22 protein-coding genes and 1 pseudogene are annotated in these 25,535 nt (G+C 33.0%); 7 read left to right on the forward strand and 16 right to left on the reverse strand.

What is annotated here, in order from left to right; all coding sequences use genetic code 11:
• Positions 1-690: 690 nt before the first annotated feature.
• On the reverse strand, positions 691-819 hold the full coding sequence (locus N4A45_10175) for a hypothetical protein (GenBank protein ID MCT4665588.1): 129 nt from the start codon (positions 817-819) through the stop codon (positions 691-693).
• 477 nt (positions 820-1,296) lie between these two features.
• Here N4A45_10175 and N4A45_10180 point away from each other — a divergent pair, with 477 nt between their 5' ends.
• Entirely contained in the window at positions 1,297-1,929 is a 633-nt protein-coding gene (locus tag N4A45_10180) for a hypothetical protein (GenBank protein MCT4665589.1), read from the forward strand.
• Positions 1,930-1,936: 7 nt separating this feature from the next.
• Here N4A45_10180 and N4A45_10185 read toward each other — a convergent pair whose 3' ends face one another.
• The 3 genes from N4A45_10185 to N4A45_10195 form a co-directional block, all read right to left on the reverse strand.
• On the reverse strand, positions 1,937-2,761 hold the full coding sequence (locus tag N4A45_10185; GenBank protein MCT4665590.1) for an ion transporter: 825 nt from the start codon (positions 2,759-2,761) through the stop codon (positions 1,937-1,939).
• Positions 2,762-2,822: 61 nt separating this feature from the next.
• The gene (locus N4A45_10190) at positions 2,823-3,356 is read right to left on the reverse strand and encodes a hypothetical protein (GenBank protein ID MCT4665591.1); all 534 of its coding nucleotides are present in this window, start codon (positions 3,354-3,356) and stop codon (positions 2,823-2,825) included.
• Between the two features lie 2 nt (positions 3,357-3,358).
• Entirely contained in the window at positions 3,359-4,504 is a 1,146-nt protein-coding gene (locus N4A45_10195; protein ID MCT4665592.1) for an ATP-binding protein, read from the reverse strand.
• 536 nt (positions 4,505-5,040) lie between these two features.
• Here N4A45_10195 and N4A45_10200 point away from each other — a divergent pair.
• Entirely contained in the window at positions 5,041-7,308 is a 2,268-nt protein-coding gene (locus tag N4A45_10200; GenBank protein ID MCT4665593.1) for a T9SS type A sorting domain-containing protein, read from the forward strand.
• Positions 7,309-7,591: 283 nt separating this feature from the next.
• Here N4A45_10200 and gyrB read toward each other — a convergent pair whose 3' ends face one another.
• The 3 genes from gyrB to N4A45_10215 all read right to left on the reverse strand — a co-directional run bounded on the left by gyrB (position 7,592) and on the right by N4A45_10215 (position 14,452).
• Entirely contained in the window at positions 7,592-9,541 is a 1,950-nt protein-coding gene (gene gyrB / locus N4A45_10205; protein ID MCT4665594.1) for a DNA topoisomerase (ATP-hydrolyzing) subunit B, read from the reverse strand.
• A gap of 206 nt (positions 9,542-9,747) precedes the next feature.
• Entirely contained in the window at positions 9,748-11,436 is a 1,689-nt protein-coding gene (locus N4A45_10210) for a hypothetical protein (GenBank protein ID MCT4665595.1), read from the reverse strand.
• A 19-nt stretch (positions 11,437-11,455) separates the two neighbouring features.
• Entirely contained in the window at positions 11,456-14,452 is a 2,997-nt protein-coding gene (locus tag N4A45_10215; protein MCT4665596.1) for a tetratricopeptide repeat protein, read from the reverse strand.
• Positions 14,453-14,535: 83 nt separating this feature from the next.
• On the opposite strand from N4A45_10215, the gene N4A45_10220 reads away from it, so the two are divergent.
• The 4 genes and pseudogenes from N4A45_10220 (at position 14,536) to N4A45_10235 (ending at position 17,514) form a co-directional block, all read left to right on the forward strand.
• Positions 14,536-15,216, forward strand: a complete 681-nt coding sequence (locus tag N4A45_10220) for an ATP-binding cassette domain-containing protein (GenBank protein ID MCT4665597.1) — start codon at positions 14,536-14,538, stop codon at positions 15,214-15,216.
• A complete protein-coding gene (locus N4A45_10225; GenBank protein ID MCT4665598.1) occupies positions 15,217-16,074 on the forward strand; it encodes a glycosyltransferase in 858 nt (285 codons plus the stop codon). It begins immediately after the preceding gene.
• Positions 16,075-16,215: 141 nt separating this feature from the next.
• Positions 16,216-16,860: pseudogene (locus N4A45_10230) on the forward strand (YdcF family protein).
• Positions 16,861-16,884: 24 nt separating this feature from the next.
• Entirely contained in the window at positions 16,885-17,514 is a 630-nt protein-coding gene (locus tag N4A45_10235) for a M15 family metallopeptidase (protein ID MCT4665599.1), read from the forward strand.
• 81 nt (positions 17,515-17,595) lie between these two features.
• On the opposite strand, the gene N4A45_10240 is transcribed toward N4A45_10235, so the two are convergent.
• From N4A45_10240 to trkA, 3 genes are read right to left on the reverse strand one after another with little or no spacing between them, the layout of a single operon-like run.
• The gene (locus tag N4A45_10240) at positions 17,596-18,174 is read right to left on the reverse strand and encodes a phosphatase PAP2 family protein (protein MCT4665600.1); all 579 of its coding nucleotides are present in this window, start codon (positions 18,172-18,174) and stop codon (positions 17,596-17,598) included.
• An 11-nt stretch (positions 18,175-18,185) separates the two neighbouring features.
• Complete coding sequence (locus N4A45_10245) at positions 18,186-19,685, reverse strand: TrkH family potassium uptake protein (protein MCT4665601.1); 1,500 nt, start codon at positions 19,683-19,685, stop codon at positions 18,186-18,188.
• Between the two features lie 6 nt (positions 19,686-19,691).
• Positions 19,692-21,041, reverse strand: a complete 1,350-nt coding sequence (gene trkA, locus N4A45_10250) for a Trk system potassium transporter TrkA (protein ID MCT4665602.1) — start codon at positions 21,039-21,041, stop codon at positions 19,692-19,694.
• A gap of 349 nt (positions 21,042-21,390) precedes the next feature.
• Between trkA and N4A45_10255 the strand changes: the two genes are divergently transcribed.
• On the forward strand, positions 21,391-22,608 hold the full coding sequence (locus tag N4A45_10255; protein MCT4665603.1) for a M43 family zinc metalloprotease: 1,218 nt from the start codon (positions 21,391-21,393) through the stop codon (positions 22,606-22,608).
• 291 nt (positions 22,609-22,899) lie between these two features.
• Here N4A45_10255 and N4A45_10260 read toward each other — a convergent pair whose 3' ends face one another.
• The 6 genes from N4A45_10260 to N4A45_10285 are packed head-to-tail and all read right to left on the reverse strand — an operon-like array spanning position 22,900 to position 25,534.
• The gene (locus N4A45_10260; protein ID MCT4665604.1) at positions 22,900-23,289 is read right to left on the reverse strand and encodes a hypothetical protein; all 390 of its coding nucleotides are present in this window, start codon (positions 23,287-23,289) and stop codon (positions 22,900-22,902) included.
• 1 nt (position 23,290) lies between these two features.
• Complete coding sequence (locus N4A45_10265; GenBank protein MCT4665605.1) at positions 23,291-23,698, reverse strand: D-Ala-D-Ala carboxypeptidase family metallohydrolase; 408 nt, start codon at positions 23,696-23,698, stop codon at positions 23,291-23,293.
• Positions 23,680-23,976 (reverse strand): hypothetical protein, encoded by a 297-nt coding sequence (locus N4A45_10270; protein ID MCT4665606.1) that lies wholly within the window; start codon positions 23,974-23,976, stop codon positions 23,680-23,682. Before N4A45_10270 ends, N4A45_10265 begins: the two co-directional genes overlap by 19 nt.
• Positions 23,973-24,371, reverse strand: a complete 399-nt coding sequence (locus N4A45_10275) for a DUF1353 domain-containing protein (GenBank protein MCT4665607.1) — start codon at positions 24,369-24,371, stop codon at positions 23,973-23,975. The genes N4A45_10270 and N4A45_10275 overlap by 4 nt, the downstream gene beginning before the upstream one ends.
• Entirely contained in the window at positions 24,359-24,796 is a 438-nt protein-coding gene (locus tag N4A45_10280; protein ID MCT4665608.1) for a hypothetical protein, read from the reverse strand. Before N4A45_10280 ends, N4A45_10275 begins: the two co-directional genes overlap by 13 nt.
• Before the next feature lie 3 nt (positions 24,797-24,799).
• A complete protein-coding gene (locus N4A45_10285) occupies positions 24,800-25,534 on the reverse strand; it encodes a hypothetical protein (GenBank protein MCT4665609.1) in 735 nt (244 codons plus the stop codon).
• Position 25,535 lies beyond the last annotated feature (1 nt).

Below are 25,535 nucleotides of genomic sequence, written 5' to 3' on the forward strand. Positions count from 1 at the left end.
AAATCCAGTAAGAGTTCCGCTCTCATCTTATCAATGATCTTTGCAATTCATCGAAGCAACGCTGTGCCTTGTCTCAATTGCGAGGGCAAAAGTAGAAATCTTTTTAATTAAACGTATGCCTTTTGTTAAGTTTTTTTGAAGGTTTTTTGCTATGCGTTGATATTTAAGGGATTTATAGTTAATATTTATTCGAAAGGAATCTTCAACAAAAGATAGAAGTTCTTGTATAAAGACAAAACACGACCCTTATGGAGAAGACTCCCCTCTTGATAAGCACATGAAAGAAGCAGTTAATATATATACTATACCTTACTAAAACAGTATTATTTTAAAACCTCCAATTCCTATTTATACATAAAGTATCACAAATAAATATCTTTTCTACATTCCTAAGTAGAAAAATAGGTGGCACTTTTCATTGCATTTCATCAAAATATTAATCCTATTTTCTTATTTAACCATATTATTAACCATCCAAATTCAAAGCTGACCTTGAATTTTTAACTAAAGAATACTTTAAAACTACTTGTTTTATTAAACTCACTTGGTAATATTGACGACAAACAATTACCTTTTTTTGTAATTTAACTATCAAAAGAGAGAATCATATTTATGATTTTAGTATTTATCTTCCATTAGAATCATCATTCATAAATCCGCTGTGTGACCAAAGTAAAAATTGGAACTTATTTACTCAGTCTTCATCCAAATAAATTTCACCAATTGTATTAAGTCTTCTCCCCCCTCTGTTAATTCCACACGAATATCCAAAACGAAATATCCTCCACAGCATTTGTAAATAGGTAGATTTGTCTCCATATAAACATTGTTTTTCTTTAAGAAAATATTACACTCAAATTTAGTTTATGATATTATGTTAAATACTACACCGATAAAAGCTGATTAACCAACAAGAACAAACAAATAGTGCGTAATTTTGGATTTAGGATAATTTATAAAATATACAAGAAAATAACACGTAACACACAACTATCAAAACACTAAATAACAGTAGATTACAGCTAAAAAGATTAATACCAATTACTATCTAAATCTCTCCAATTTCTACCTCACTGAAAAACAACTGATTTCCGATTATTAAAAAACATATTCCAATTTCAGGAGTTATCAGCACTAGAAAAAAATATCTGACAATTCTTTTCATACTCCCCGATATTCTTTAAAAGACACAACAGTAGATGAATAAAATTATTCACCACCTTAGTAATTAAAACACAATACCTTTCTTACTAACAGAAAAAAGCCTAAATTTAAATCTCTAGATACTAAAACAATATGCTTAATAATTTATACATCAACCTACTCTCCAAATACTCTAATGATGTACAGTATATAAAAAAATGTTGGTCCGAAATTGAAAATGCTTACAATGATCATTCAAGGCATTACCATAATTTACGCCACCTAACCCTGATGTTTGAGGAATTAGAAAACGTCAAAAATGATATTGACGATTTAGATTCTTTCAAGCTTTCCGTCTTCTATCATGATATCATTTATGATGCTACCGCCAATGACAATGAAAAGCAGAGTGCAATTTTGATGCAAAAGCATTTGTCTAAAACAAGTTTCACCAATATACAGAAATGCTCAGAACAGATAGAAGCGACAAAAAGGCATGAAAAAAGTAGTCACCTAGACACTAACTATCTATTAGATATAGATTTAGCTATATTAGGTGAAAATGAATCTGTTTATGAAAATTATTGTAATCAAATTCGAAATGAATACAAAATGTACTCAAATAGACAGTATTACCATGGAAGAATTCTGGTATTGCAAAATTTATTGAGCTCAGATACTATCTTCAAAACGGCTTACTTTAGAAATATCTATGAAAAACGAGCAAAAAATAATCTGCAAAATGAGATATTATTACTCAACAAAAAAATGAAAAAGCTAAGCTAACCTTAATTTACAAAAACTCGCCACAAGAGTAACAATACTCTGCTTCGTCCAAATGCCCCTCTGCCGAACATGATCTACAAGATTGGGTATTGAGATCTATGTCTTTCTGGGCTTGCTTGCTCATTTCTACTGTTACAATCCCCGTAGGGACAGCAATAATTCCATATCCCATAATCATAACAATGGTCGCAATAAATTGCCCCAATGCAGTGTGTGGAGAAATATCTCCGTAACCCACGGTAGTTAATGTAACTATTGCCCAATAAAAACTTCTGGGAATACTTGTAAATCCATTTTCAGGTCCTTCTATTAGATACATTATTGTTCCTAAAATTATTGATAAACTAAAAACTGCCATCAAAAAAACCAAGATTCTTGCTTTACTGGCCTTTAGAGATTTCATCAAAAGATTTGCTTCTCCAACATATCTCACTAACTTGAGTACTCTAAAAACTCTTAGCAATCTTAAAGCACGAACAGCAACAAAAACATGTGTTCCCACAAAGAATAAACTCAAATATTTAGGAATTGTAGAAAGTAGATCAATAATTCCATAAAAACTAAATATATAACGCCAAGGTTTATTGATTACCAAAATACGCATAATGTACTCTATGGAGAAAAATATAGTAATCACCCACTCTGCATAATTCAACAAATTGGAATGTGTTTCTCTATAGCTTTCCACACTTTCTAACATTACCACACCAATACTGGACAGTATGAGTATGAGTAATATGATATCAAACAGCTTTCCTTCTTTTGTATCTGCTTCATAAATAATCTCATGCCAACGTTCTCTCCAAGATTTCGATTTGGTTTTCAAGTTCATAACCTTTAATTTATTGAGGTAAATGTAGTGATATTTTTTGAGTTCTAGAAAATGAAAATACTTACATTAAAACAGCCACATAATAGTACTTATCAAGCCTACAAGAAAAAGAATAATAAATGATTGTAGAGAATAAGATTATTTGAGACAGTTGTTCTTTCCATGTTTGTTTTTCAAATTTTGTAGATTTATTTTCAACGGTTTTTAATTTCGATACAAATTCTGGGATGGAATGATAAAATGCTAAACTATTCTCCTCCAATTCTTCTAATTTCTTTTGACCGTAAATAGGAAGATCCTTCTTATTCCCTCTAAAAACTAAATCGTTCAGGATTCTAAAACCTGAGTTATTCATTGATTTTTCATAAATGCTCACACATTTTGAAATACGCGGTTCTTTTGGATCATGAAAAATCCAGAATTTACCTGCTAGATCATAGAATCCACTTTCATAATAGATTTCCGCCACTTGGTTTCTGAGTTCCATATTATTTGGATGGTACTGCGTTAAATTCTCTAATCGTCTAAATGCTTTTCCTTTTGCTCCTAAAGACAACTCTGATTCGGCAATTTTTATTTTTGCTCCAATACCCATAATTATTTATCCTCCCTAATGATCCAATCCGTATAATTATCCTTATTAATCACCTCAAAAGAAGCATCGGGATAAGCCTTTTTCCATTGGGTTGGTATTTTCACTTTGGATTCCTTCCATTTGAATTCATATCCAAAAAGTTTTCCTTCTCTTTCTTCAACCCAATCTATTTCTTGCTGTTGATAGGTTCGCCAAAAGTAGTTATTAGAGGAAAGTCTATTATACTCTTGAAACTTCAATCGCTCACCAATCATATAGTTCTCCCATAAAGCTCCTACATCATTCCTCTGCTCTACGGTGTTAAAATTAGCAATGACTGCATTAAGAATGCCGTTATCCAAAAAATACCAACGGGAGCTTTTAGTAATCTCTTTTCTCATATTTCTACTAAATCCTTCCACTTTATGAAGCACAAAAACTTTACACAGTAAATCCAGGTATTTTTCTACTGTATTTTTACTAATTCCCAATTGCTTTCCAAGTTCCTGAAGTGAAACTTCTTTTCCTATCTGAAAAGCTATTAATCTAAGAAGATTGTATATTTTTTGGGCATTTTTTAAGTGATCATATATTAAAATATCTTTTAATAGATAAGAGCTGACCATTTCATTAAGGTAATCTATTTTGTCTTCACGATCGGTAAGATGAATAAGCTCTGGGTAATTCCCAAAAACCAAACGTTCTTTCATTCTTTCCATTTTTTCGATGCTGTTTTCTGTTTGAAGAAATTCGTTTTCAGAAAAAGCATAGAGATGGAAAGAATACTTCCGCCCTGTTAAGGGTTCTCCAGTGTTTTTTAGAATATCAAAAGCTGACGAACCTGAGATGATTATTTTTAATCCCTCTATTTCATCTATCATCAATTTAAGTTTTTGTCCAATGTCAGGAATTTTTTGGGCTTCATCTATATAAAGTAACCTATATGACCCTATCACTTGTTTGTAATTTTCTATACTTCGTGTTTCTAATCGAAAATGCACATTGATATCTTCCCCATTTAGATACAGTACAGGTTCTTTCACTTGGGATAATACTTTTTTTACGAGCACAGTTTTTCCTACTCTTCTTGCTCCGAAGATGATTATCACTTTGTTCGGTTGTAGTTTTCTCAGAACTAAGTTTGTTAAATCTCGAATTATTTTTTTCATAATTCCATCATATTATCGACGGAATTTACAGTAATTCCGTCAGTTAATTAATGCAATTTAATAAAATTCCGTCGATATATTACCGCAAATACGAAAAATACAGTCTCAATAATTCATAATTTTAAAGATATTACGTCATTATAATGACTGTATTTTTCTAAATTCCGTCAAATGATTGACGCAATTATTAAAAATACAGTTTCAATGATTTATAATTTTATAGAAATTCCGTCATACTAATGACTGTATTTAGTTTAATTACGTCAAAAGATTGACACTAAATATAAAAATACAGTCTTAATTATTTACAATTTCATAATAATTCCGTCAGAAATCTGACAAAATTTAACAAAAATTCCTCAACAAATTAATTCTATTTAATACAACTATTTTCATTAACACTTAATGATAAAAACAAAACTTAAAACAAAGTTCACATTTAACATTAATCTTACTTGAAAATATTATTTTCTTTTCTTCCTTCTAAAATTAGAATAACACCAGAAGCTTTACTTCGTAGCTAAATATATAGAAACATGAAGAAAACATTATTCTCTGCGTTATTCGCCTGTGTATTAATGGCAAATGCACAAAACTATCCAGTATTAGAACACGTATCTACCTATCATTCTGGAATCTTTGATGATGGAGCTGCCGAAATTTCAGCTTTCGACCCAACTACTAAGAAACTAGTCTTTGTTAATGCTCATCAAGGAACTTTGGATATTTTGGATCTTTCAAATATCCAAAACCCAACCAAAATTGATAGTATCTCACTTAGTTCTTATGGAGCTGGAGCAAATTCTGTAGTGATCAAAAATGGTAAAATTATTGCCGCTGTAGAAAATTCAGACAAACAAGAAAACGGAAAAGTAGTTTTCTTTGATATGAACGGTACATTTGAAAAAGAAATTACAGTGGGTGCACTTCCTGATATGGTAACAGTTACCCCAGATGGTAAAAAGGTTATTGTTGCTTGTGAAGGAGAGCCTAATGATGATTATTCTAAGAATCCAAATGGTACTATTCATATCATAGATATTTCCGGAGGAATTGCTTCAGCAGTTTCGCAAGAAATCAATTTTGCAAATTTCGAAACTATTCGAAACTCATTCGATGGTCAAGGAGACTGGGATTATGCACTTAACCCTACAACCTATAATGACCAAGATACCAATGTAATCTTATATGGAGATGTATGGGGTGTCATCAATAAGTTTAATAAAACAAATAACGAAATTAAGCCAGTTCAAGGGGATTCTATATTCGGTCTTTTGGATCTTGATAACCCAAATCATGATGGATGGCACACAATCACTTTTGACACTAAAGATATCTCAAGTAAAGTTAGTGGTGGCCATGTTTCTTTTTATCACAATGCAATTGGTTATGATGGTACTGACTCTATAGGATATATTCTTAATTTTAACAATGGTACAGATTGGGAAATGTCAAATTACGTTGCTTTAAATAAAAATACTGATGCTTGGCAAAGAACCAATATTGCTATTCCTGCTGGGACTTCGCACGTGAGACTTAGACTAATGGCTAAACAGAATGGTGGAAGTGACTTTGCTGCTTTTGATAAAGTAGAGCTGCGTTTTATTGATGATCGTATTAATGTTTTTGAAGACAAAGTTAGTCATACTGTACAATCTGAACTAGAACCAGAATATATTACTGTAGACAAAAACTCTGAATATGCTTATGTTGTTTTCCAAGAGAACAATGCAATGGCAAAAATAAAACTTGCCGATAACTCTATCAGCATGCTAAAAAGTCTTGGATTTAAAGACCATAATGCTGCCGGAAATGGACTTGATGGTTCCGACAAAGATGGAGCAATTAATATTTCAAACTACCCAATAATGGGAATGTATCAACCAGATGCCATTGCTTCTTTTGAAATTAGTGGAACTACTTATATTGCTACCGCAAACGAAGGAGACGGAAAAGAATATGATGAATACGAAGATGAGTCTAAAATATCTAAAATGGATCTTGATACAATTGCCTTCCCAAATGCAGCATCACTTCAAGAAGATGAAAAAATAGGGAGAATGAAAGCTACCGTTTCTATGGGAGATTCTAATTATGATGGACAATATGAAACACTTTATACTTACGGTGCTCGTTCTTTTTCTATCTTTGATGAAAACCTCAACCTAGTTTATGATTCTGGAGATGACTTTGCTCAAACAATAAAAGACTCATTACCTAGCTACTTCAATGCTGACAACGACGATAATGATTCTTTTGATAAAAGATCAGACAACAAGGGAACTGAGCCCGAAGCAGTAACCATTGGAGTGGTAGATGGTAAAACTTACGCTTTTATAGGTCTTGAAAGAATAGGTGGTGTTATGATTTATGATGTTTCCAACCCATCGTCACCAGAGTTCGTCCAATACTTAAACAATCGTAATTTTTCTGTAGACGCAGAATCAGCTCAAGCAAAAGATTTAGCTCCTGAAGGAATTTTGTTTATTCCTGCAAGTGAAAGTCCTGCAAACAAAAATCTCTTGATTACTTCAAATGAAGTGAGTGGTACAATTAGTATTTTCACTTTTGAAACTCTAGGAATTGGCGTAGAAGAATTGAACAAAAAAGAAGATATCTTTATTCATAATAATGAATTAGTTTTCTCAAAAGCATACTCTGGATTGATCAATATCTTTGATATAAACGGAAAATTGGTTTCTAGCTCTACAGTAAACGAATCAAATATAGTAGAACTTCCTACACTCTCAAAAGGAACTTATTTGATCCAAACAGAAAACAAATCAATCAAGTTTGTAAAATAACTATTACACAATTTTATCTATTGTTTCAATAGTTTCTAGAGGTCCTTTGCAATTTTTTATTGTAAAGGACTTTTTTTGGTTTATACTAGTATCGCAGTGATTACTTGTTCAATTCTCGCTTATATCACTGATTTCAACAAGTTTTAATCATTACCTCATATCATACCAGTAAAAGGTCTCACTTCTTTTTCTATTGTATTAAAAATAAAAAAACCACTTAAAAGCATTGTTTTAAGTGGTTTTATATATGACTTATTTAAAAAATCAGAAACAATAACAACTATTAAGCATCAATATTTGCATAGGTTGCATTTTTCTCAATAAACTCTCTACGTGGTGGAACTTCGTCTCCCATAAGCATTGAAAAAGTATGATCTGCTAACACTGGGTTATCAATAGAAACTTGCCTAAGAGTTCTGTGTTCTGGGTTCATAGTAGTATCCCAAAGTTGTTCAGCATTCATTTCTCCAAGACCCTTATATCTTTGGATATTTACACCTTTACCTTCTTCTCCTCCTAGTTCTCTAACGAGCATATCTCGCTGATTATCATCCCATGCATAACGATGTTTACTTCCTTTTTTCACGAGATAAAGTGGAGGTGTTGCTATATACACATATCCTTGCTCTACCAATTCTCTCATATAACGGAAGAAAAATGTAAGAATCAATGTAGCAATATGAGATCCATCGACATCGGCATCACACATGATAACTATTTTATGATATCTCAGTTTTGACAAATTTAAAGCTTTGCTATCCTCTTCGGTTCCTATAGTGATTCCCAAAGCGGTAAACATATTTTTGATTTCTTCGTTTTCAAAAACTTTATATGGAAGTGCTTTTTCAACGTTCAATATTTTTCCTCTTAAAGGCAAAATGGCTTGAAACATTCTATCTCTACCTTGCTTAGCTGTACCTCCTGCAGAGTCTCCCTCTACAAGGAATATTTCACTAAGGGCAGGATCTTTTTCTGAACAATCAGATAATTTACCAGGAAGCGAACCTAAAGACATTACAGTTTTTCTCTGCACCATCTCTCTTGCCTTTCTGGCTGCATGACGGGCTTTTGCTGCAATAATTACCTTTTGGATAATATCCTTGGCTTCTACAGGGTTTTCTTCCAAGAAATTGGAAAGCATCTCTCCTACCAATTGATCTACAGCTCCAGAAACTTCTTTATTACCTAGTTTAGTTTTGGTTTGACCTTCAAATTGAGGCTCCATTACCTTTACAGAGATAACTGCTGTAAGTCCTTCTCTGAAATCATCTCCACTAACGGTGATTTTCTCTTTTGCCAACATACCCGATTTTTCGGCATAGGATTTTAACGTCCTTGTAAGTGCTCTACGGAAACCTGCTAAGTGAGTTCCTCCTTCATGGGTATTAATATTGTTAACATAAGAATACAAATTCTCTGTATAAGAAGTATTATATTGCATTGCTACCTCTACCGGAACATCGTTTTTCTCCCCTTCCATGTGGATCACATTTTTGGTAAGAACTTCACGAGATTCGTCCAAGAATTTGATAAAATCTTCTAGTCCATTTTCTGAAATAAAAGTATCTTGAATATACTCCCCTTTTTCATCTTTGTTTCTTTTATCTATAAGATGAATCGTTATTCCTTTATTTAAGTATGCCAATTCTCGCATTCTATTAGCAAGAATCTCATAGTGATATACACCTTCTGTAAAGATGCTCATATCTGGCTGGAATGTTACAACAGTTCCTGTAATATCCGTAACTCCTACTTCTTTTACATCATACTGTGGAACTCCAATTTTGTATTCTTGTTGGAAAATTTTACCACCACGGTGTACATTTACCTTCAAATCTGTAGAAAGTGCATTTACACAAGAAACCCCTACTCCGTGAAGCCCTCCAGAAACTTTGTAAGAATCTTTTGAGAATTTACCTCCAGCGTGTAGTACGGTCATTACTACTTCTAGGGCAGATTTTTTCTCCTTTGGGTGCATGGCTGTAGGAATTCCACGCCCATTATCTTGAACGGTAATGGAGTTATTTTCGTTAATCCAAATAGAAATAGTATCACAATGACCTGCCAATGCTTCATCAATAGAGTTATCTACTACTTCATAAACCAAATGATGTAGTCCTTTCACCCCAATGTCTCCGATATACATTGCCGGTCTTTTTCTTACGGCCTCTAATCCCTCTAGTACTTGAATACTCCCTGCTGAGTATTCTGGGTTTTTATTTTCTTCAGACATTTATAATGTTCTTGATTAAAATTTTATTGAATGAATTTGCTTGTTCTACAAATCGATAGTTTCTAGCGTAAAAAAGTGAGCCTTTGAAAAAATCCAAAGGTTCACTACTATAACAACTAAACTTTTGTAGAAAACTTGTGTGGGTACACACTTTTCATCTTCCTAACAAATATAGCCTTTTTTCTATTAAAAAAAGAATATTTTCCTTAGAACTTAAATCTTATTCCTCCTCTCAAGAATATTCCTTTCTGTCCATAGTTTTGCCATATTTCATATTCTCTATTTAACAAATTATTTACTTCTAGAAATCCTCTCCATTGGTCATCAAAATCATATTTAGCACCCACTGATAAATCAAAAATGGCGGTAGTAGATTTCGATCCCGAAATATCTGCTAAAGGATCTATGATAACAAATTCTTGCTCTGAACTAATTTTAGCAGATCCATAGGCTGTAAAATCATCAGTAAAGCGGTACTCTGTAGCTGCCATAAGTGTCAATACAGGTGTATGACGAGTAATTTGATTATTCGCTAAATTAAAAACCTGAAAAAGCCCCTCGGCATTCAAGCTCAGCTTGGAACTAAATGGATATTTTATTTTTGCCGAAACTTCGAATTTATCTCCCTCTAAATGGGTGGCTGTGTAACTATTTTTTAGGTAACCGTTTACTGTCGTTTGCATTTTATCAAAGAATAAAAATTCTCCTCCTATAAAATAACGCCCTGATAATTGATAATCGAAATCTTTATACACTCCTTTTATCCCTCCAAAAAAGAAAGGTGAAATTCTTGTGTTTACTGTTTGTACACCTCTTGTTAAGAACGGATTCGTTCTTACGAGTTGGTGATAGTCATTTATACGATGATCTACTTCAAAACCTCCAAAAAAAGTATGGTACTTAGAAGTGTATTGCACGCTTAATTCTGGATAATATGAGTCTGTTTCGCCTGTTTGATTTATTGATTGACTTTTTCTGAGATATTTTATACCCAAACGATAATGAAGCTTATTTAGATAACCAGAAATCCCAGGTCTCAAAACAAAAAGGTTCATATTATTTGAGGAAAATGAAGCGTTCTCAAAAGAATTTTCTGAGAAAGTGAAAGAACCATCAACATGCCATTTCATTTTATCCAAAATTAAATATTGGGCAAGCGAAGCTTTTAAGTCAATTCTGTTGTTGGCTGCATGTTTTTCTAATCCTGCATAATCATAAGCTATACTTATATTTTTTAGAAAAGATTTTTTTGAAACAGGTGATAATTGTCCCTCAAAGGAGAAAAAATCATATCCTACTTTATCTCTTGCATAAAAATCTGATCCTGCAATCAAATCTGCCAAATAGTGTGTCCTACTTTGGTAAGAAATATGTGCCTTGGAATTTAGATCTTGTCCATGATAATCGGTATAAACCTTTAATCCTCCCTTGCGGTATCCTAAATAGGGAATTTGGTTGTTTTGTTGATTATCAGTTTTATAAAAACCTACAGCTCCTATTCCAAAATCATCTACTTTTTTATAAAAAGAAACTTCGGCAAAGGGAGCGTGTTTTGTTTCATAGCCTACCAATGCATAATTATTATAAAGCATCCCTACACCATCAGAAGAAACAGGGTTAAATAATTGTCTTTCTATATTTCCTTTTTGAATACTTGGCTGATCATTTACTAATACGGGAAGATCATAAGTAAAGGTTCGTGGAATAAAATTAGTATCCGAAAAATGAGGTCTATTTTCCAGCCTATTGACATTTTTAACAATATGCTGGTAATTTTTATAGAGTTCGTAAGATTTTTTAAAATCCGACTGATTATTTTGAACAGAATCTACTTGTGCCAAAAGGCTGGTAACAGTTCCTAAAAACAAGAAACTTGCTATATATCTTTTTTTCATGCTAAATATTTTCATCTTCTTATTTACTTTCCAATTGACTTAATGCTTCTTTTGCTTGAGAAACAATGTGCTCATTTGGATTAATGTCTATTACTTTCTGATAGACAAGTTTAGCGTTTTCAAAATCTTTTTGTTCTTGATAAGCTTGTGCATAAAGCATCATACTTTTTCCGTAAATTTCTTTATCAGATCTAAAATTGGCGTTATTATTATAAAAATATTTCAAAACACCTTTATAGTTTCCTTTCTTACTTAAGATAGACAGAAGATAATAATTTGCTTGAGATAAATGTGGCGATCCTACATTGTTCGCAAAAGGCTGTAATTGTTCTTGTGCCACTTTATAAGACCCGTTTTCAAATGCTGAAACTCCAAGCAAATAAGAAGCTTCTGTTCTCTGTGCTTCGCTAATGTCTGTTCTGGATAGTAAAGAAGAGGACATGGTCATTACTGTTTCAAACTGTTTGAGCTCCTTCGATGTTCTCATTAAACCAATCATAGATTTCTTTAAGTAATTATCAGTATTCGCTTTGTCTTTTAGTTTCTGATAATATTTTTTAGCTTTAGCAAAGTTCTTTTTGTTGTAATTCAAATTTGCTAATCGCAAATAACTTTCTTCAGAAAACTCATTATAATTTTCTTCTGCTACTACTTTCTCTAAGCTACTTGCTGCTTTGTCTTCTTGGTTTGTTTTTAAATATGCGTGTGCTAAATAAAATTGAGATTCTTTTAAATGAATTCCTTTTGGAAATTTCTGGAGATAAAACTCAAAACTTTTTGCAGCCTCTGTAAAATTTGCTTCTTTAAAAAGTTTAAAAGCTGAGTTATATGTATAATTATCCAAGCTTTCCTGAGATTCATCTGATTTCCCTAGTGCCGCAATATAATCTAAATAAGATTGGGCATTTCCTTGAGAATAGTAAATGTTTTTGATATTCTCAATGGCTTGTTTTTCAAATTCTGTATTTGGATATTTACTTACAATGTCTTTATTGTTTTGTAAAGCCAAATCATAGTAACGGTTATTATAGTTAATATTCGCAATACTTATTTCGGCATTGGGTAATAGCTTACTATTTGGATATTTCTTTACAAATTTATTAAAGAGACTGTAAGCTTTTCCTTGATTTCCTCTTTTAAAATGTGTATCTCCAAGGTAAAACAAGGCATCATCTGCATAAATACTGTTTGGATAACTCAATCCATAATTTGTTAAAATTTGAATTACATTTTCTTTATTTCCTAAAACATCTTCACAAATGGCTTCTAGATAGGTTGCATAATCCATATGATCACCTTCCATATCTGCTGCCATTCTAAAATTATCCTTAGCTTTATCAAAAGAACGCATCAACATATAAGCATCTCCTAAACGAAGGTAAGCATCTACTTTTTGTGCTTGATCAATCCCTGGTGAGTTCACAAATCGTTCCCATTGTTTTACAGCCTGACTGTATTTCTGCTGTTTAAATGCGGTATATCCAAAATGATATTTATAGATATTTCGTTCTGTACTCGCAGATCTTGAAGCATAAAGCTGATCAAATTTTTTGTATTCTTGATAAGCCTTTGCATAATCCTTTTGCTGATTCAACGCCTCGGCTTTCCAAAGACTAGCTTTTGCAGTGTATCTTGGATTCACCTTTTGGGTCATTGACTTATCAAAGAAGCTTATGGCTTTAGGGTAATCTTTTAGATTATAGTATTGAATCCCTCTATACAAACAGATTTCTTGATACAATTTTCTTAAACGGATATCTCTAAGTTCAACACTTTCTAAAAGTCCAACGCCTTTTTCGTATTCTTTATTTTTAATGAAATTTTGAACCAAAAGACCAAACAATTCTTCTTTGTAAACTGAGTTTGGATACTTTTCCATAAAGGAATAAATAAATTCCTCTGTATCTACAAAAGATATTTTTTGCTCAAAAGATAATTTGATCAATTGATAATGTGATAATTCTTGAGAACCCAGTTCGTTTTTATTTTTAAGAACCTGCTCTAAAGCAAAAGCTGCCTTCTCTTTGTCCTTATTTTCTAAATAAATTTTTGCCAAAAGAAACTGAGCATTCTGATAATCTAAAGATTCGTGATCTCTCTTAACAGATTTTGCCACTTTCTCTGCCATTTTCTTATCTCCAAGGTGATAATGGGTAAATGCCAAAGCATAACGAGACTCGGCACTCATGCTTTGCTTCTTTTGATATAATTCGCCAAGAATTTTTGCCGTTTCTTGCTTATTTTTAAGATGAAACTGACTTAGTCCTTCTATTTCCAAAATTTCCCACTTGGCTTTTCCTTGGTTAGAATTCGAGTATTTTTTATCAACAACCTCATTAAATCTACCAAGATTATAGAGGGATTTCACCTCATATATACTCCATTGATTTGCTGGAATATGATTTTTTACCGTTTGTATTTCATTAATACAATTTTGCCAGTTTTCTTTTTCAAAATGAATTAATGCCTTATACCAGTGTGCTTCATATTGATATTTTTTGGAACTATTTGCAAGTCGAGAAAAGACCTCTAAGGCTTTGTCTATTTTACCTGCTTTATAGAAAGAATATCCTTCATAAAGACTGTATTTTTCTCTCTTTTCTTTTGAAAGAAAATTTGCATCGCATGCATCTATATAATGCAAAGCTTTGTTATAATTTCTTTTCTGAAAAGCTTTATTGGCAAGTTCAAAATACAAAAGATTTTTATCAATATCTTCTGGATTTTCATCGATAAACTTCTCGGCAACTTCCACAGAGTTCTCTTCATCCATTTTTATAGAACAATATGCCATGAGCATCTCTGCATGTTTCCGAGTTTTTTTCTCAGCCACAGATTCATTAATGAGTAAATAATCTGACAGTTCTTCTTTTGCTAAAGCAAATTGTTCATCATTTATTAATTGAGAAGCTTTTGTTAATAAACTATTTTGATCACTTATGGGCAACTGATGTTGTGCCATAAGATTATAAGAAATAGCACTGGTGAATATTAATGCTTTAAAATAGTTATTCATAAAATAATCTTTACTTGTTTCTGCTAAATTAAGAATAGTAAAAAGATTTTTTTTAGTTTAGTAGCATATTTTCGTTAAAAAGAATGAACACACTGATAGCAGCAAAAAATATTGATATAATTCAAGAAGATCATTTAATCCTTTCAGAGGTAGATTTTACCGTAGAAAAAGGAGAATGGGTCTATCTTTTAGGGAAAACAGGATCTGGTAAAAGTAGCTTACTAAAAGCCATTTATGCCGACATTCCTTTTGAAAAAGGGACTTTAACAGTCTGCAATATGGATCTTAAAACCTTAAAAAAGAAGAAAAATCATCTATTAAGAAGAAAAATTGGGATTGTTTTCCAAGATTTTCAACTCCTTCCAGATGAAAATGTAGAAGGAAATTTAGCTTTTGTTCTAAAAGCTACCGATTGGAAAGATAAAAAGAAAATTGATCAAAGAATCGATGAATTACTTCTTTTAGTAGGAATGCAAAATAAACGATTTAAGAAAATTCATGAACTTTCGGGTGGTGAAAAACAAAGAATCGCTATTGCAAGAGCTTTGCTCAACGATCCTCAATTAATTCTTGCCGATGAACCTACAGGTAACTTAGACCCGAATACTTCTATGGAAATCATGAAACTACTCAAAGAAATTCAAGAAAAAGGACAGGCTGTAGTGATGGTGACACATGATTATAATATCGTTAAGGCCTATCCCAGCAAGATGTATCAATGTATTCAAGGGAAAATTCAAGAAATAGATCAAATTCCTTCGTAAATGCAAGGATTATCGATACTCATTGCAAATTATCATTGGGATATTACAGACTTTGTAAAGCAGCTTCATCAACAGGTTCTTTCTTTAAATATTCCATTTGAAATCATTGGCTTTGATGATGCTTCCCATTTCCCTCAAAAAGAAGACATCAATAAGCTTCCCAACACTTTTTATTCCGTTTTGATGGAAAATGTGGGACGTGCTAAAAACAGAAATCTCTTAGCTGAAAAGGCTCGGTATGATTGGTTGCTATTTTTGGACGGTGACTCAATGACCCTAAAGGAAGATTTTCTAAAAAAATATTGGGATTTAGCACTTCTGAATGAACAAAACACCATTTTTTGTGGAGGAACGGCTTATGAAATTTCTTGTAAAGATACACGTTGTGAGTTTCATTGGAAATATGGTATCGAAAAGGAAATAAAAGATGAATTAGGCTTTAAGTCTAATAATTTTTTTCTTAACAAATTAGCTTTCAATAAAGTGAAATTTGACGAAAACATTAAGGACTATGGCTATGAGGACCTTATTTTTGGTATTCAAGCCCTAGAAAAGGGAATCAAAATCCAAAGAATAGAAAATAGATTATTGCATTTAGGACTCAATGAAAATAAAGATTTTGTAAACAAATCCATTGAAGGATCTTTAAACCTTAGAAAACTCTACGCATTAGGCAAAATTCAATCTAAAGATAGTAAACTCATTGCTTTTGATAGAAAGATTGGAAAATGGAAGCCAGTCTTTCTATTTGTTATGCATTTATTTCACCCGATAATAAAATGGATTTGCATTCAAACTAAAAATTTAGTACTTTTAGATTTTATCAAATGGTATTGGTTTGCTCAAGATAGAAGATAATATACCATTTCTAGTGTTTTCCCCACGTGTTTCATAATATCGTAACTATTATGAATGAATTAAATAATCCTTTAGTAATGACATAAGGTCTCTTTTTGATGAAGATATATATAATTTCCACCCCTACAAATTCATAGAATTATGAATATTTCTAAAATCTTAAAACGATTGTTTTTTTTCGCTTCTATTAGTCTAGTCCTAGTAGTTTTCATGGTGTTTATTGCCAATTCTAAAATCATCAAAAACAGTAAGCCCTATCTTTATACCTCAACAAAAGAAATACCTCATAATAAAGTAGGACTACTTTTAGGAACTTCTAAATATGTAAAAAACAATTTTATCAATCTTTATTTTCAATACAGAATTGATGCTGCTGTTTCCCTTTTTGAGGCAAAAAAAATAGATATTATCCTTGTGAGTGGGGATAATGGAACAATTTATTATAATGAGCCAAGGGAAATAAAAAACGAACTGATTAAAAGAGGAATTCCTGCCCATAAAATTTATTTGGATTATGCGGGTTTCCGAACATTAGATTCTGTTGTAAGAGCAAAGGAAGTATTTGGTCAAAAACGATTTACAATTATTTCTCAAGAGTTTCATAACCAAAGAGCCGTATTTTTGGCTTCAAGATTCTCTATAAAAGCCATTGGGTTTAATGCACAAAGTGTGAGTAATCGTTATGGTTGGAAAACGGTTTTGAGAGAATATCTTGCGAAAACAAAAGTCTTTATAGACCTTATAACCAAGAAAAAACCCAAGTTTTTGGGAGAAAAAATCGCTCTATTAGATCTTGATAAAACTTTTGTAATGGGAAAATTCAATTATCGAAAACACGCCAATTTCAAAGTGGTGCCTACTCATCTTTCTACCAAGAAAATCTATATCCAAAAAGAAACGCTACAACAGTTTGTTGCCATGGCAAAAGCCGCACAAAAAGCCGATATTTCACTAAAAATACTTTCGGGAACACGCAGTTTTTGGGAACAAAAAGCAATCTGGGAACGCAAATGGAAAAGATATGAGGAGCTCACACCGCTAGATCGAGCAAAAAAAATATTGGAGTATTCTTCTATGCCCTCTACTTCTCGCCATCATTGGGGAACAGACATAGACATCAACAACTTAAATAATGAATATTTTGATCATGGAAAGGGGAAAAAAGAATATGAATGGTTAGTGCAAAATGCACACAAATTTGGGTTTTATCAAGTATATACAGCCGAAAACGGTAGAACAGGCTATTCAGAGGAGAAATGGCATTGGTCTTATCTGCCTTTGGCTCATGATTATCTAACCTTTTTTAACCAACACATTAGCAATCAAAACATTTCTGGGTTTGAAGGAGCAGAACTTGCCAAAACTCTAGATATGAGAAAAAACTATGTGAATGGAGTTGCTCAAAATATTTTGGAATATCAAGGAATTTTGAAGAAATAGGCTTCATTTTTTTAAGGTTTTCTTACCGCTGAATCCTTCCACTTAACCAAATAACAGTGTTCATTTACCTATTTTTCACCTTTATTTTAACAGGTAATTCCCAAACCATTTCTTAGATAGAAAACGAAATAATTCCAAGACCATTTTTCCGATTATTAAACCTAATAAAGCTCCGCCAATTAGATCCAAAGGGTAATGTTTTCCCACATAAATGCGACTATAAGCCACAATAGTTGCCCCTAGAAACAACCATTTGAGAAAAGGGAAATCTTTTTTGAGCAAATGATATAACCAAAAAGACATTGCAAAAACATTGGTAGCATGAGAAGACACAAATGTATATGGACCACCTTTCCCTTGTAAAGCTCGGAATAAACCGTCCATTGATGGATCATGGGTAGGACGAAGTCTTTTAAAAACTTCTTTAAAAAGATCCACTGAAATACGATCACTTAAAGCGGCACAAAGAATTGTAAAAAGTAAGGGAATCCAAAATTTCTTTCCAAACTTTTTGTACATAAAATACATCATCAAGACATAGAAGCCTATCATGGTATATTTATTTGTGATAAATAACCAAAAGCCATCCCAAGTCTCTGTCCCAAGGTTATTAAGATAAATGAAAATTTCTTTGTCTATCGATAAAAGTTCTTCTAGCATATGGGAAACAATTAAAATCTTTCAGACCAAAAATATGGAGTTAAGATAATTAAAAATGTAAACAATTCTAAACGTCCAATAATCATTAAAAAAGAAGTAATCCATTTTGCAGCAGCGGGTAAATGTGCAAAATTATCTACTGGGCTTACATCTCCAAGACCAGGTCCTACATTCCCTAAAGCCGTGGCAGAACCACCTATGGCAGTAAGAAAATCGAGTCCTGTAAGTGCCAAAGCCAAAGCTCCAATGATAAAAAAGGACATATAAATTACAAAAAACGCCAGAATATTATAAACAATCTTCATGTGAACTGCTTTTCCGTTGAAACGAACGGGTATAATCGCCTTGGGATGTAATTGTCTTTTAAACTCCATAAAACCATTTTTTATCATGATAATATGTCTTACAAATTTAACCCCACCACTTGTAGAACCCGCAGATCCACCCAAGAACATCATCCCAAAGAAGAGTACTGTTAAAATGGGAGTCCACATGGTAAAATCAGCTGTAACAAAACCCGTTGTGGTGATTACCGCTAATACTTGAAAAAGTGCATGGCGGAAAGCACTTTCTAAAGCTCCCCAAACCATTGGATGAGCAATTGAGCTTTGAGATACATCTGCCTGAAAGTATATAAAAAGAGTAGAAACAATGGTAAACAATGCTACTATTCCGAAATAGTAACGAAACTCCTCATTTCCTGTAAGTTTTTTCACTTTTCCGTTTAGAGCAAAATAGGTAAGTACAAAGTTCGCTCCAGCGATAAACATAAAAATAATTACGATATACTGAATCCATGGATTGTCATTCCAATGAGCCAAAGAAGCATTTTTGGTGGAAAAACCACCTGTAGAAAGCGTACAAAGTGCATGATTGACAGAGTCAAACCAGTTCATTCCAGCGATTCTCAATAGAATAGACTGAATTCCAGTGAGTGCCACATAGAGTATCCAAAGCCTTTTTGCAGTATCGGCAATCCTAGGTCTTAATTTATCCGCAGAAGGTCCAGGAGCTTCGGCTACAAACAACTGCATTCCTCCAACACCAAGAAGAGGTAAAATAGCCACAGCCAAAACGATGATCCCCATTCCTCCAAGCCAATGCGTCATCGACCTCCAAAAAAGTAATCCTTTGGGCATAGATTCGATATCCGTAAGAATGGAAGAACCTGTTGTGGTAAATCCAGAGATAGATTCAAAAGCAGCATCCGTAAAATTGGGGATTGCTCCAGAAAACCAATAAGGTAAAGCACCAGAAATAGTCAGAAAAATCCATCCTAAAGCCACTACTAGATAACCGTCTCTCTTGCTAAGTTCTTTATCTTGGGTTTTTGGGAAGAATTTCCCAATAAAAGATAATCCGATTAACAGCAAACCAGTTAACAAGATATCTACAAATACTTTTTCTTCATAAAACCAACTCACAAAGGAACTCAGGAGAATAAAACCTCCACTAAATCTTACAATCACTGCAATGATTTGCATCACCATTGCATAGTTTAGTTTACCCATTTTGGTTTATTTAAATAATTTTTCAACGTCCGAAATAGCCTCTGGTAAACAGAAAATCAAAATATGATCACCTTCTTCTATTTTGAAGTTACCTTTTGGTAAAATACCATCCTCTCCTCTTACAATTCCTCCTACAATGGATTGTCTTGGCAAACGTAAATCACGTAATTCTTTTCCTCTGATTTTGCAATGCTCTTTTACTTCATATTCCAATACTTCTGCATTGCTATTATTGATATTTGTAAGTGCCAAAACTTCACCAGAACGGATATATCTTACAATTTGGCTGGCTGCCAAGAATTTTTTATTGATCAATGAATCTATTCCTATGGACTGAGATAAATGAAGATAATCCATGTTTTCTACCAAAGCTATGGTTTTTTTAACACCTCGTCCTTTTGCAACCAAACATGACATAATATTGGTTTCAGAATCTCCTGTGAGTGCTACAAAGGCATCTACATCATCAATATTTTCTTCTTGTAACAGCTCTACATTTCTTCCATCTCCATTAATTACCATCATTCCTGGAAATTTATCGGCAATCTTGAAAGATTTATCTTTATCTTTTTCAAATAATTTTACTCGATATTTATCGTCACAAAGCAATTTAGCAGAATTAACCCCGATCCTACTCCCTCCTAGAATCATTATTTTTTCTATCTTCTTGTTTTCTTGATCAACCAGCTTATATAGATCTCTATAACCGGCTTCATTAGTTACAAAATATACTTGATCTCCAGGCATAAAAACAGTTTCTCCTCGTGGCACAATCGTTTCTTGGTTACGATCTCTTTGAACCGAAATGGTATTAAAGGGGATATTATGAAAACGTATACTTGCCTCTGCCATGGTCAGCCCAGCAACTGGTGAATTTTCTTTAATCACAGCCCCCACCAAATGGAGTAATCCATGATCAAAATCAAAAGATTCGTTAAAACAAGATTGACCTATTAGACTGAATATTTCATCAGCGGCTAATTTTTCGGGAGAGATGACTTCATCGATACCCAGAACTCGAAGATCTTCCTTTTGTTCAGAATTTTGAAAGGCATAAGAACCCATTCTAGCGATCGTCTTCTTAGCTCCAAAACGTTTCCCCAAAACAGCAATCATAAAATTACTGGTATCAGATGCCGTTACGGCAATCAGTAGATCAGCGTCTTCTATTTGTGCTTCCTTCAGGACTCTTGGTGCTGTGGCATCATCACAGATTGTAATAATATCCAAATGACTATCAGCGTATTCTAATTTCTCTTGGTTGAGGTCTATTAAAGTGATATCCTGAGCCTCAAAGGATAGTAATTTTGCTAGATGAAACCCTACTTCTCCAGCGCCAGCTATGATGATTTTCATTGTAATTCTTCAAATATTTAACAAATATATACAACTCCCTGAAATCCCAAGAAAAATGATCGATAATCCAGTCAATTTTTGTCTTAAAATATCGTTGAAATAATTAACACCATACCGGTATTAGCTGGTAACAATCACTGCTTCTCCTCGTTCAAATTGATACTTAGTTATCTGTTGGCATTCTATCGATAAATAAACAGAAATGGTATTATTTCCTTAATTTTAAGGAGTAAAATTAATTATCAGAAGAGATAATTTTGAAAATTATTTAACTTGCAACTAAATTTTTACTCTTTTTTACTGCATTTATTAAGAACTTCCTATTTACCAAAAGACAAATACATTCAAAATGAACCTTGGAAACAAAGAATCAAACTATATGTTCAAAAATCTATTTTTATTTTCTGCAATTCTACTCTGGACAAATGGATTAGCGCAGGATAAACGCTGTGCACACGATGCATTTAGCCATATAATGGAGAAAGAAATACCGGGATATCTTCAAAACCTTGAGGAGTCTAGAGTTCATCGTTTTGTGAGTGAACCTCAAATGAGAAATAACTTTAATTCTGATACCATTCCTGTGGTTTTTCATATTCTTTATAAAACAAATGCACAAAATATTCCCGATGCCAGAGTCCATGAGCAAATAGCGATTATGAACCAAGATTATCGAGCTCTTAATGCTGATTCTGTAGATATTCCTAATGTTTTTAAATCCGCAAAGGGTTATTCAAAGATTCATTTTGCACTTGCAGATAGAGATCCCAATGGAAACTACACTACAGGAATTAACCGGTATTCAACAACAGTAGATGAATTTATTGTAGATAATAAAATGAAAAAAACTTCTACTGGCGGGGCAAACGCATGGGACACCAAAAAATATATGAATATTTGGGTCTGTAGAATTGGTGACAACACCCTTGGATTTGCCACCCAACCACCAGCACACGGAAGTCCAAACGATGGAATGGTACTACATTATCGTCATGTAGGATTCTCAAGTGGTGCTCCTTTTAATTTAGGAAGAACAGGCGTACATGAAACAGGACATTATCTAGGACTCGATCATACATGGGGCGGTGGAGGTTGTACCAGTGATGATGGTTTCTCAGACACACCTGCTCAGGCTTCTGAAACTTATGGGGTTCCCTCTAGCATTCCGCAATCTTGCGGGAGTAATGATATGTATGTAAACTTTATGGATTACTCTGATGACAAAGTCCTTTTGATGTTTACCAAACAACAAGTTACCTATATGCACAATATTCTAAACACTACAAGAAAAAGCCTTCTTACTTCGGGGGGATATGTAGGTGTTCATGAAGTAAAATACCCAAAAGCGACTGTTTACCCAAATCCTGTAAATCACACGCTGAATATTGAGTTACAAGATATTTATCTTGATCAAAGTATTCAGATTACAGACATTTCTGGGAAAATTGTTGGCAATATTTCGGTTAATAAAAATCATATCTCTTACCCAATTGGATCTATGGAAAACGGTATATATTTCCTTCTTTTTAGAGGGCAAATGATTAACAAATTTGTGGTAATGAAATAAACTTTTGAAAAAAGGATCTACAAAAAGCGGTTTCAATTCTCTGAAATCGCTTTTTTTTGATTTTTTTTAATGGACTTATTCTAAAAATATTAGACATAAAAAAAGAACATACAAATAAATCGTATGTTCTTTTCTTGTACCTGAGACGGGACTTGAATGCAACATTTAAAATATTGATTACTAACACTTTTCCAAAAGTATAGTAACAAAAATAGTAACAATAAGGTTATTTCGGGGCGTTTTTGGTCTGTTTACAACCTCAAAGATAAACAATTTGTAAATATGCTAATTTTACTTTCGAATTTTAAAATAAAGCATCATCAAAACAGCAATGATCAGTAACCAAAATTGTAATTGTGATTTCCAGTCACTTTTAGTTCGAACTTCTTTTTCTTTGTGGATAAAAATTTCCTTTTCCTTTTTCTGAACAATTTTTGGCTTCCTTCTGATTTTCGCTTTCGCTTTTCCTTTTACGTTTTTGAACTCTATGTCCACATCGCCAAGGGATAATTTATGCTCTCGAAAATCCGTCATGATCTTACCTAAATCCAGTTGAATATCCAAACTATCAGATTTCACCACCTCGATTTGTTTAAGGTGGACCAATTTTGATTCTTTTTTCTTTAGAATTGAGCAAGAAGTAAAGGAAAATACAAGTAATATGTAAAGTAGTGTTTTCATTTTAAAAGAAATTATACCAAGATGATTTATCCCAACGTGCTTTATATCCTCTAAAGTCATAATGAACAAAGCCATTATACAAGCCTATTCCGCCTTGAGGAATAGCACCTAATCTTATTAAATGCTTAATGCCTTTAGTAACTTGCTTTGGCGTTTTGTTTTTAATAGTAATATCCACCGCCATTCCTTTGGTGTGAAATGAATTTCGAACTCCTCCAATTTTTCTGTTATGCTCTGGACTTCTATAAGCTGAGTTTATTCGAATAGGTTGATTGAAGTAGCTTCTCACTATTTCCAAAATATTCGCCATTTTCTTGACGTTCTTAAAAACTTCAACAGGCATTTCGGCACCATCTTTTGAATGAAATTCTATTAGATTAAAATGAGGTGTTAACTGTCTATGTTGCATGATACTTTACATTTTTGAAGTTGCTCCCTTTGGCGAGAAATAATCTTCTTTTGTTCTTCAATTATTTTATCCTTGTTTTTGATGATCTCCATGAGTTCATCGACGTAGTTTCTTGTTTCGGTTACTACCTCTTTTTCGATTTCTCTAAGAGTTTTTAAATTTTCAAGCTCGGCAGATTTTTCATTTGTTTTCTTTAATTTTCTCCCACCAAACCAAGCGGACAAAGTTGCTATTGACCCCGCTATCCATTCTTTATTTTCAATTATCCAATGCTTCATAATTTTATTATTTTGTGCCACACCGCCCAGCCAAAGAGTCTTACTCCTTGGTATCTAAGCCATGGATCTGTATTGTCTTTTCTTAATATTTTTGCCCATAGATACATTTCAGTATCTGTAAATTTTCTGCTATAAATTTTGGTTACAAATAAATAGTCATGAATGATATAAGCAATCAAATCAACTCCATAAGGCGGTAAAAAAGACCACAACCAACGGGGCGTTGAGCTTAAATCTGTTTTAAAACCTTTCGGGATCACAATCACATCACCATTACTCAAAGTAACTTCAAGCGGTGCGTACAGCTCAAAGAACTTACTTTCTCTTGATGTTGGGTAGTAATCCAAAGGAATGAAGGTTGGATTTGTTCCAAAAGGTATTACTATTGCTTCCATTCTAAAGATTCAATTTCTTCATTCGTCATGAATTCCCAGTTGGATAGATTTATTTCACCTAGTCCGTTTGGTAATGTTACTCTGTCCTGATGCGTAAGCCAGTATTTGCCATGATCACCTGTTACATATACGCCATTATTATCTACTTCAACATAAAATTCCAAAGCGTGGTTACAAGAAGGAAATCCAAGCTCTCCATTTTCTAAATCTGCATCAATATTACTTTTATCTAATGATAGTTGCATTGATATCGGGACTTTCTCCAATACCGCATGAGCAAATAGTTGAAAGTGCAATCTCAAGACATTTGGTCTGTCAATTTCCTTTACCGTTGCTTTGAGTACGGCATTTGGGTAAAGTCCTTTTGCTACGCTTTTGAAAATAGGAGCATCGGTCTTTCTTTTTAGTATTATTTTTTGTTTCATGAGTTAAGAGATTTGATAGTACGTTTTTTGATTTGCCATAATATTTTCAGCTTCCGAATTAGGAGCTGTTATGAGCTCTAATATTTCGCCACTAAAGCCGTAACTTTGATTATAAAAACCATTTATATTGAAATCTCCGTTAAAGACTGAAGTATTAACATTTTTGATAGTAATAACCACAACACCTTTATTAATAACATTATCTATCATTTCTTGTCTATCATTAGCTATCAGATTACCATTCACATAGTATTCATTATTCGATCCTGTGCCTTGCTGTAAAATGGCTCCTGATGTTTGCGACATATACATTAATCGTGTCCAAGATTTATTAAACAAAATAGCATTAGTGTCGTTTGTTTTCAGCACAACGGACAAACATTCTCCCTCTATCCCACTATTTGATAGATTTCTATTTGATAAATCCATCAAATGATACTTGCCGTTTTGGTTTAATGATATGGGACTATTTGCTATCAATTCCGCATTGCCTATTTGATCGTATAGCTTTGTTAACTTGACAGATGATCCCAGACTGTTCAGATTTGTATAATAATTTGAGTTTAACGGTAAGTCTTGAATACTTCCATCGATATCTAACTGAATAGCATTGTCGTTGGAGTTTTCTTTTAATTTTCTAAACGAATAGCCATTAGTCAAGTTTTGCATATACTCAAAAGGAATTGCTTTACTCTCTATTCTTTGAGCCAAATTCATTAATACACTTCTATTTCTCATC

Source organism: Flavobacteriales bacterium, assembly GCA_025210805.1.
Taxonomy (GTDB): Bacteria; Bacteroidota; Bacteroidia; order Flavobacteriales; family CAJXXR01; genus JAOAQX01.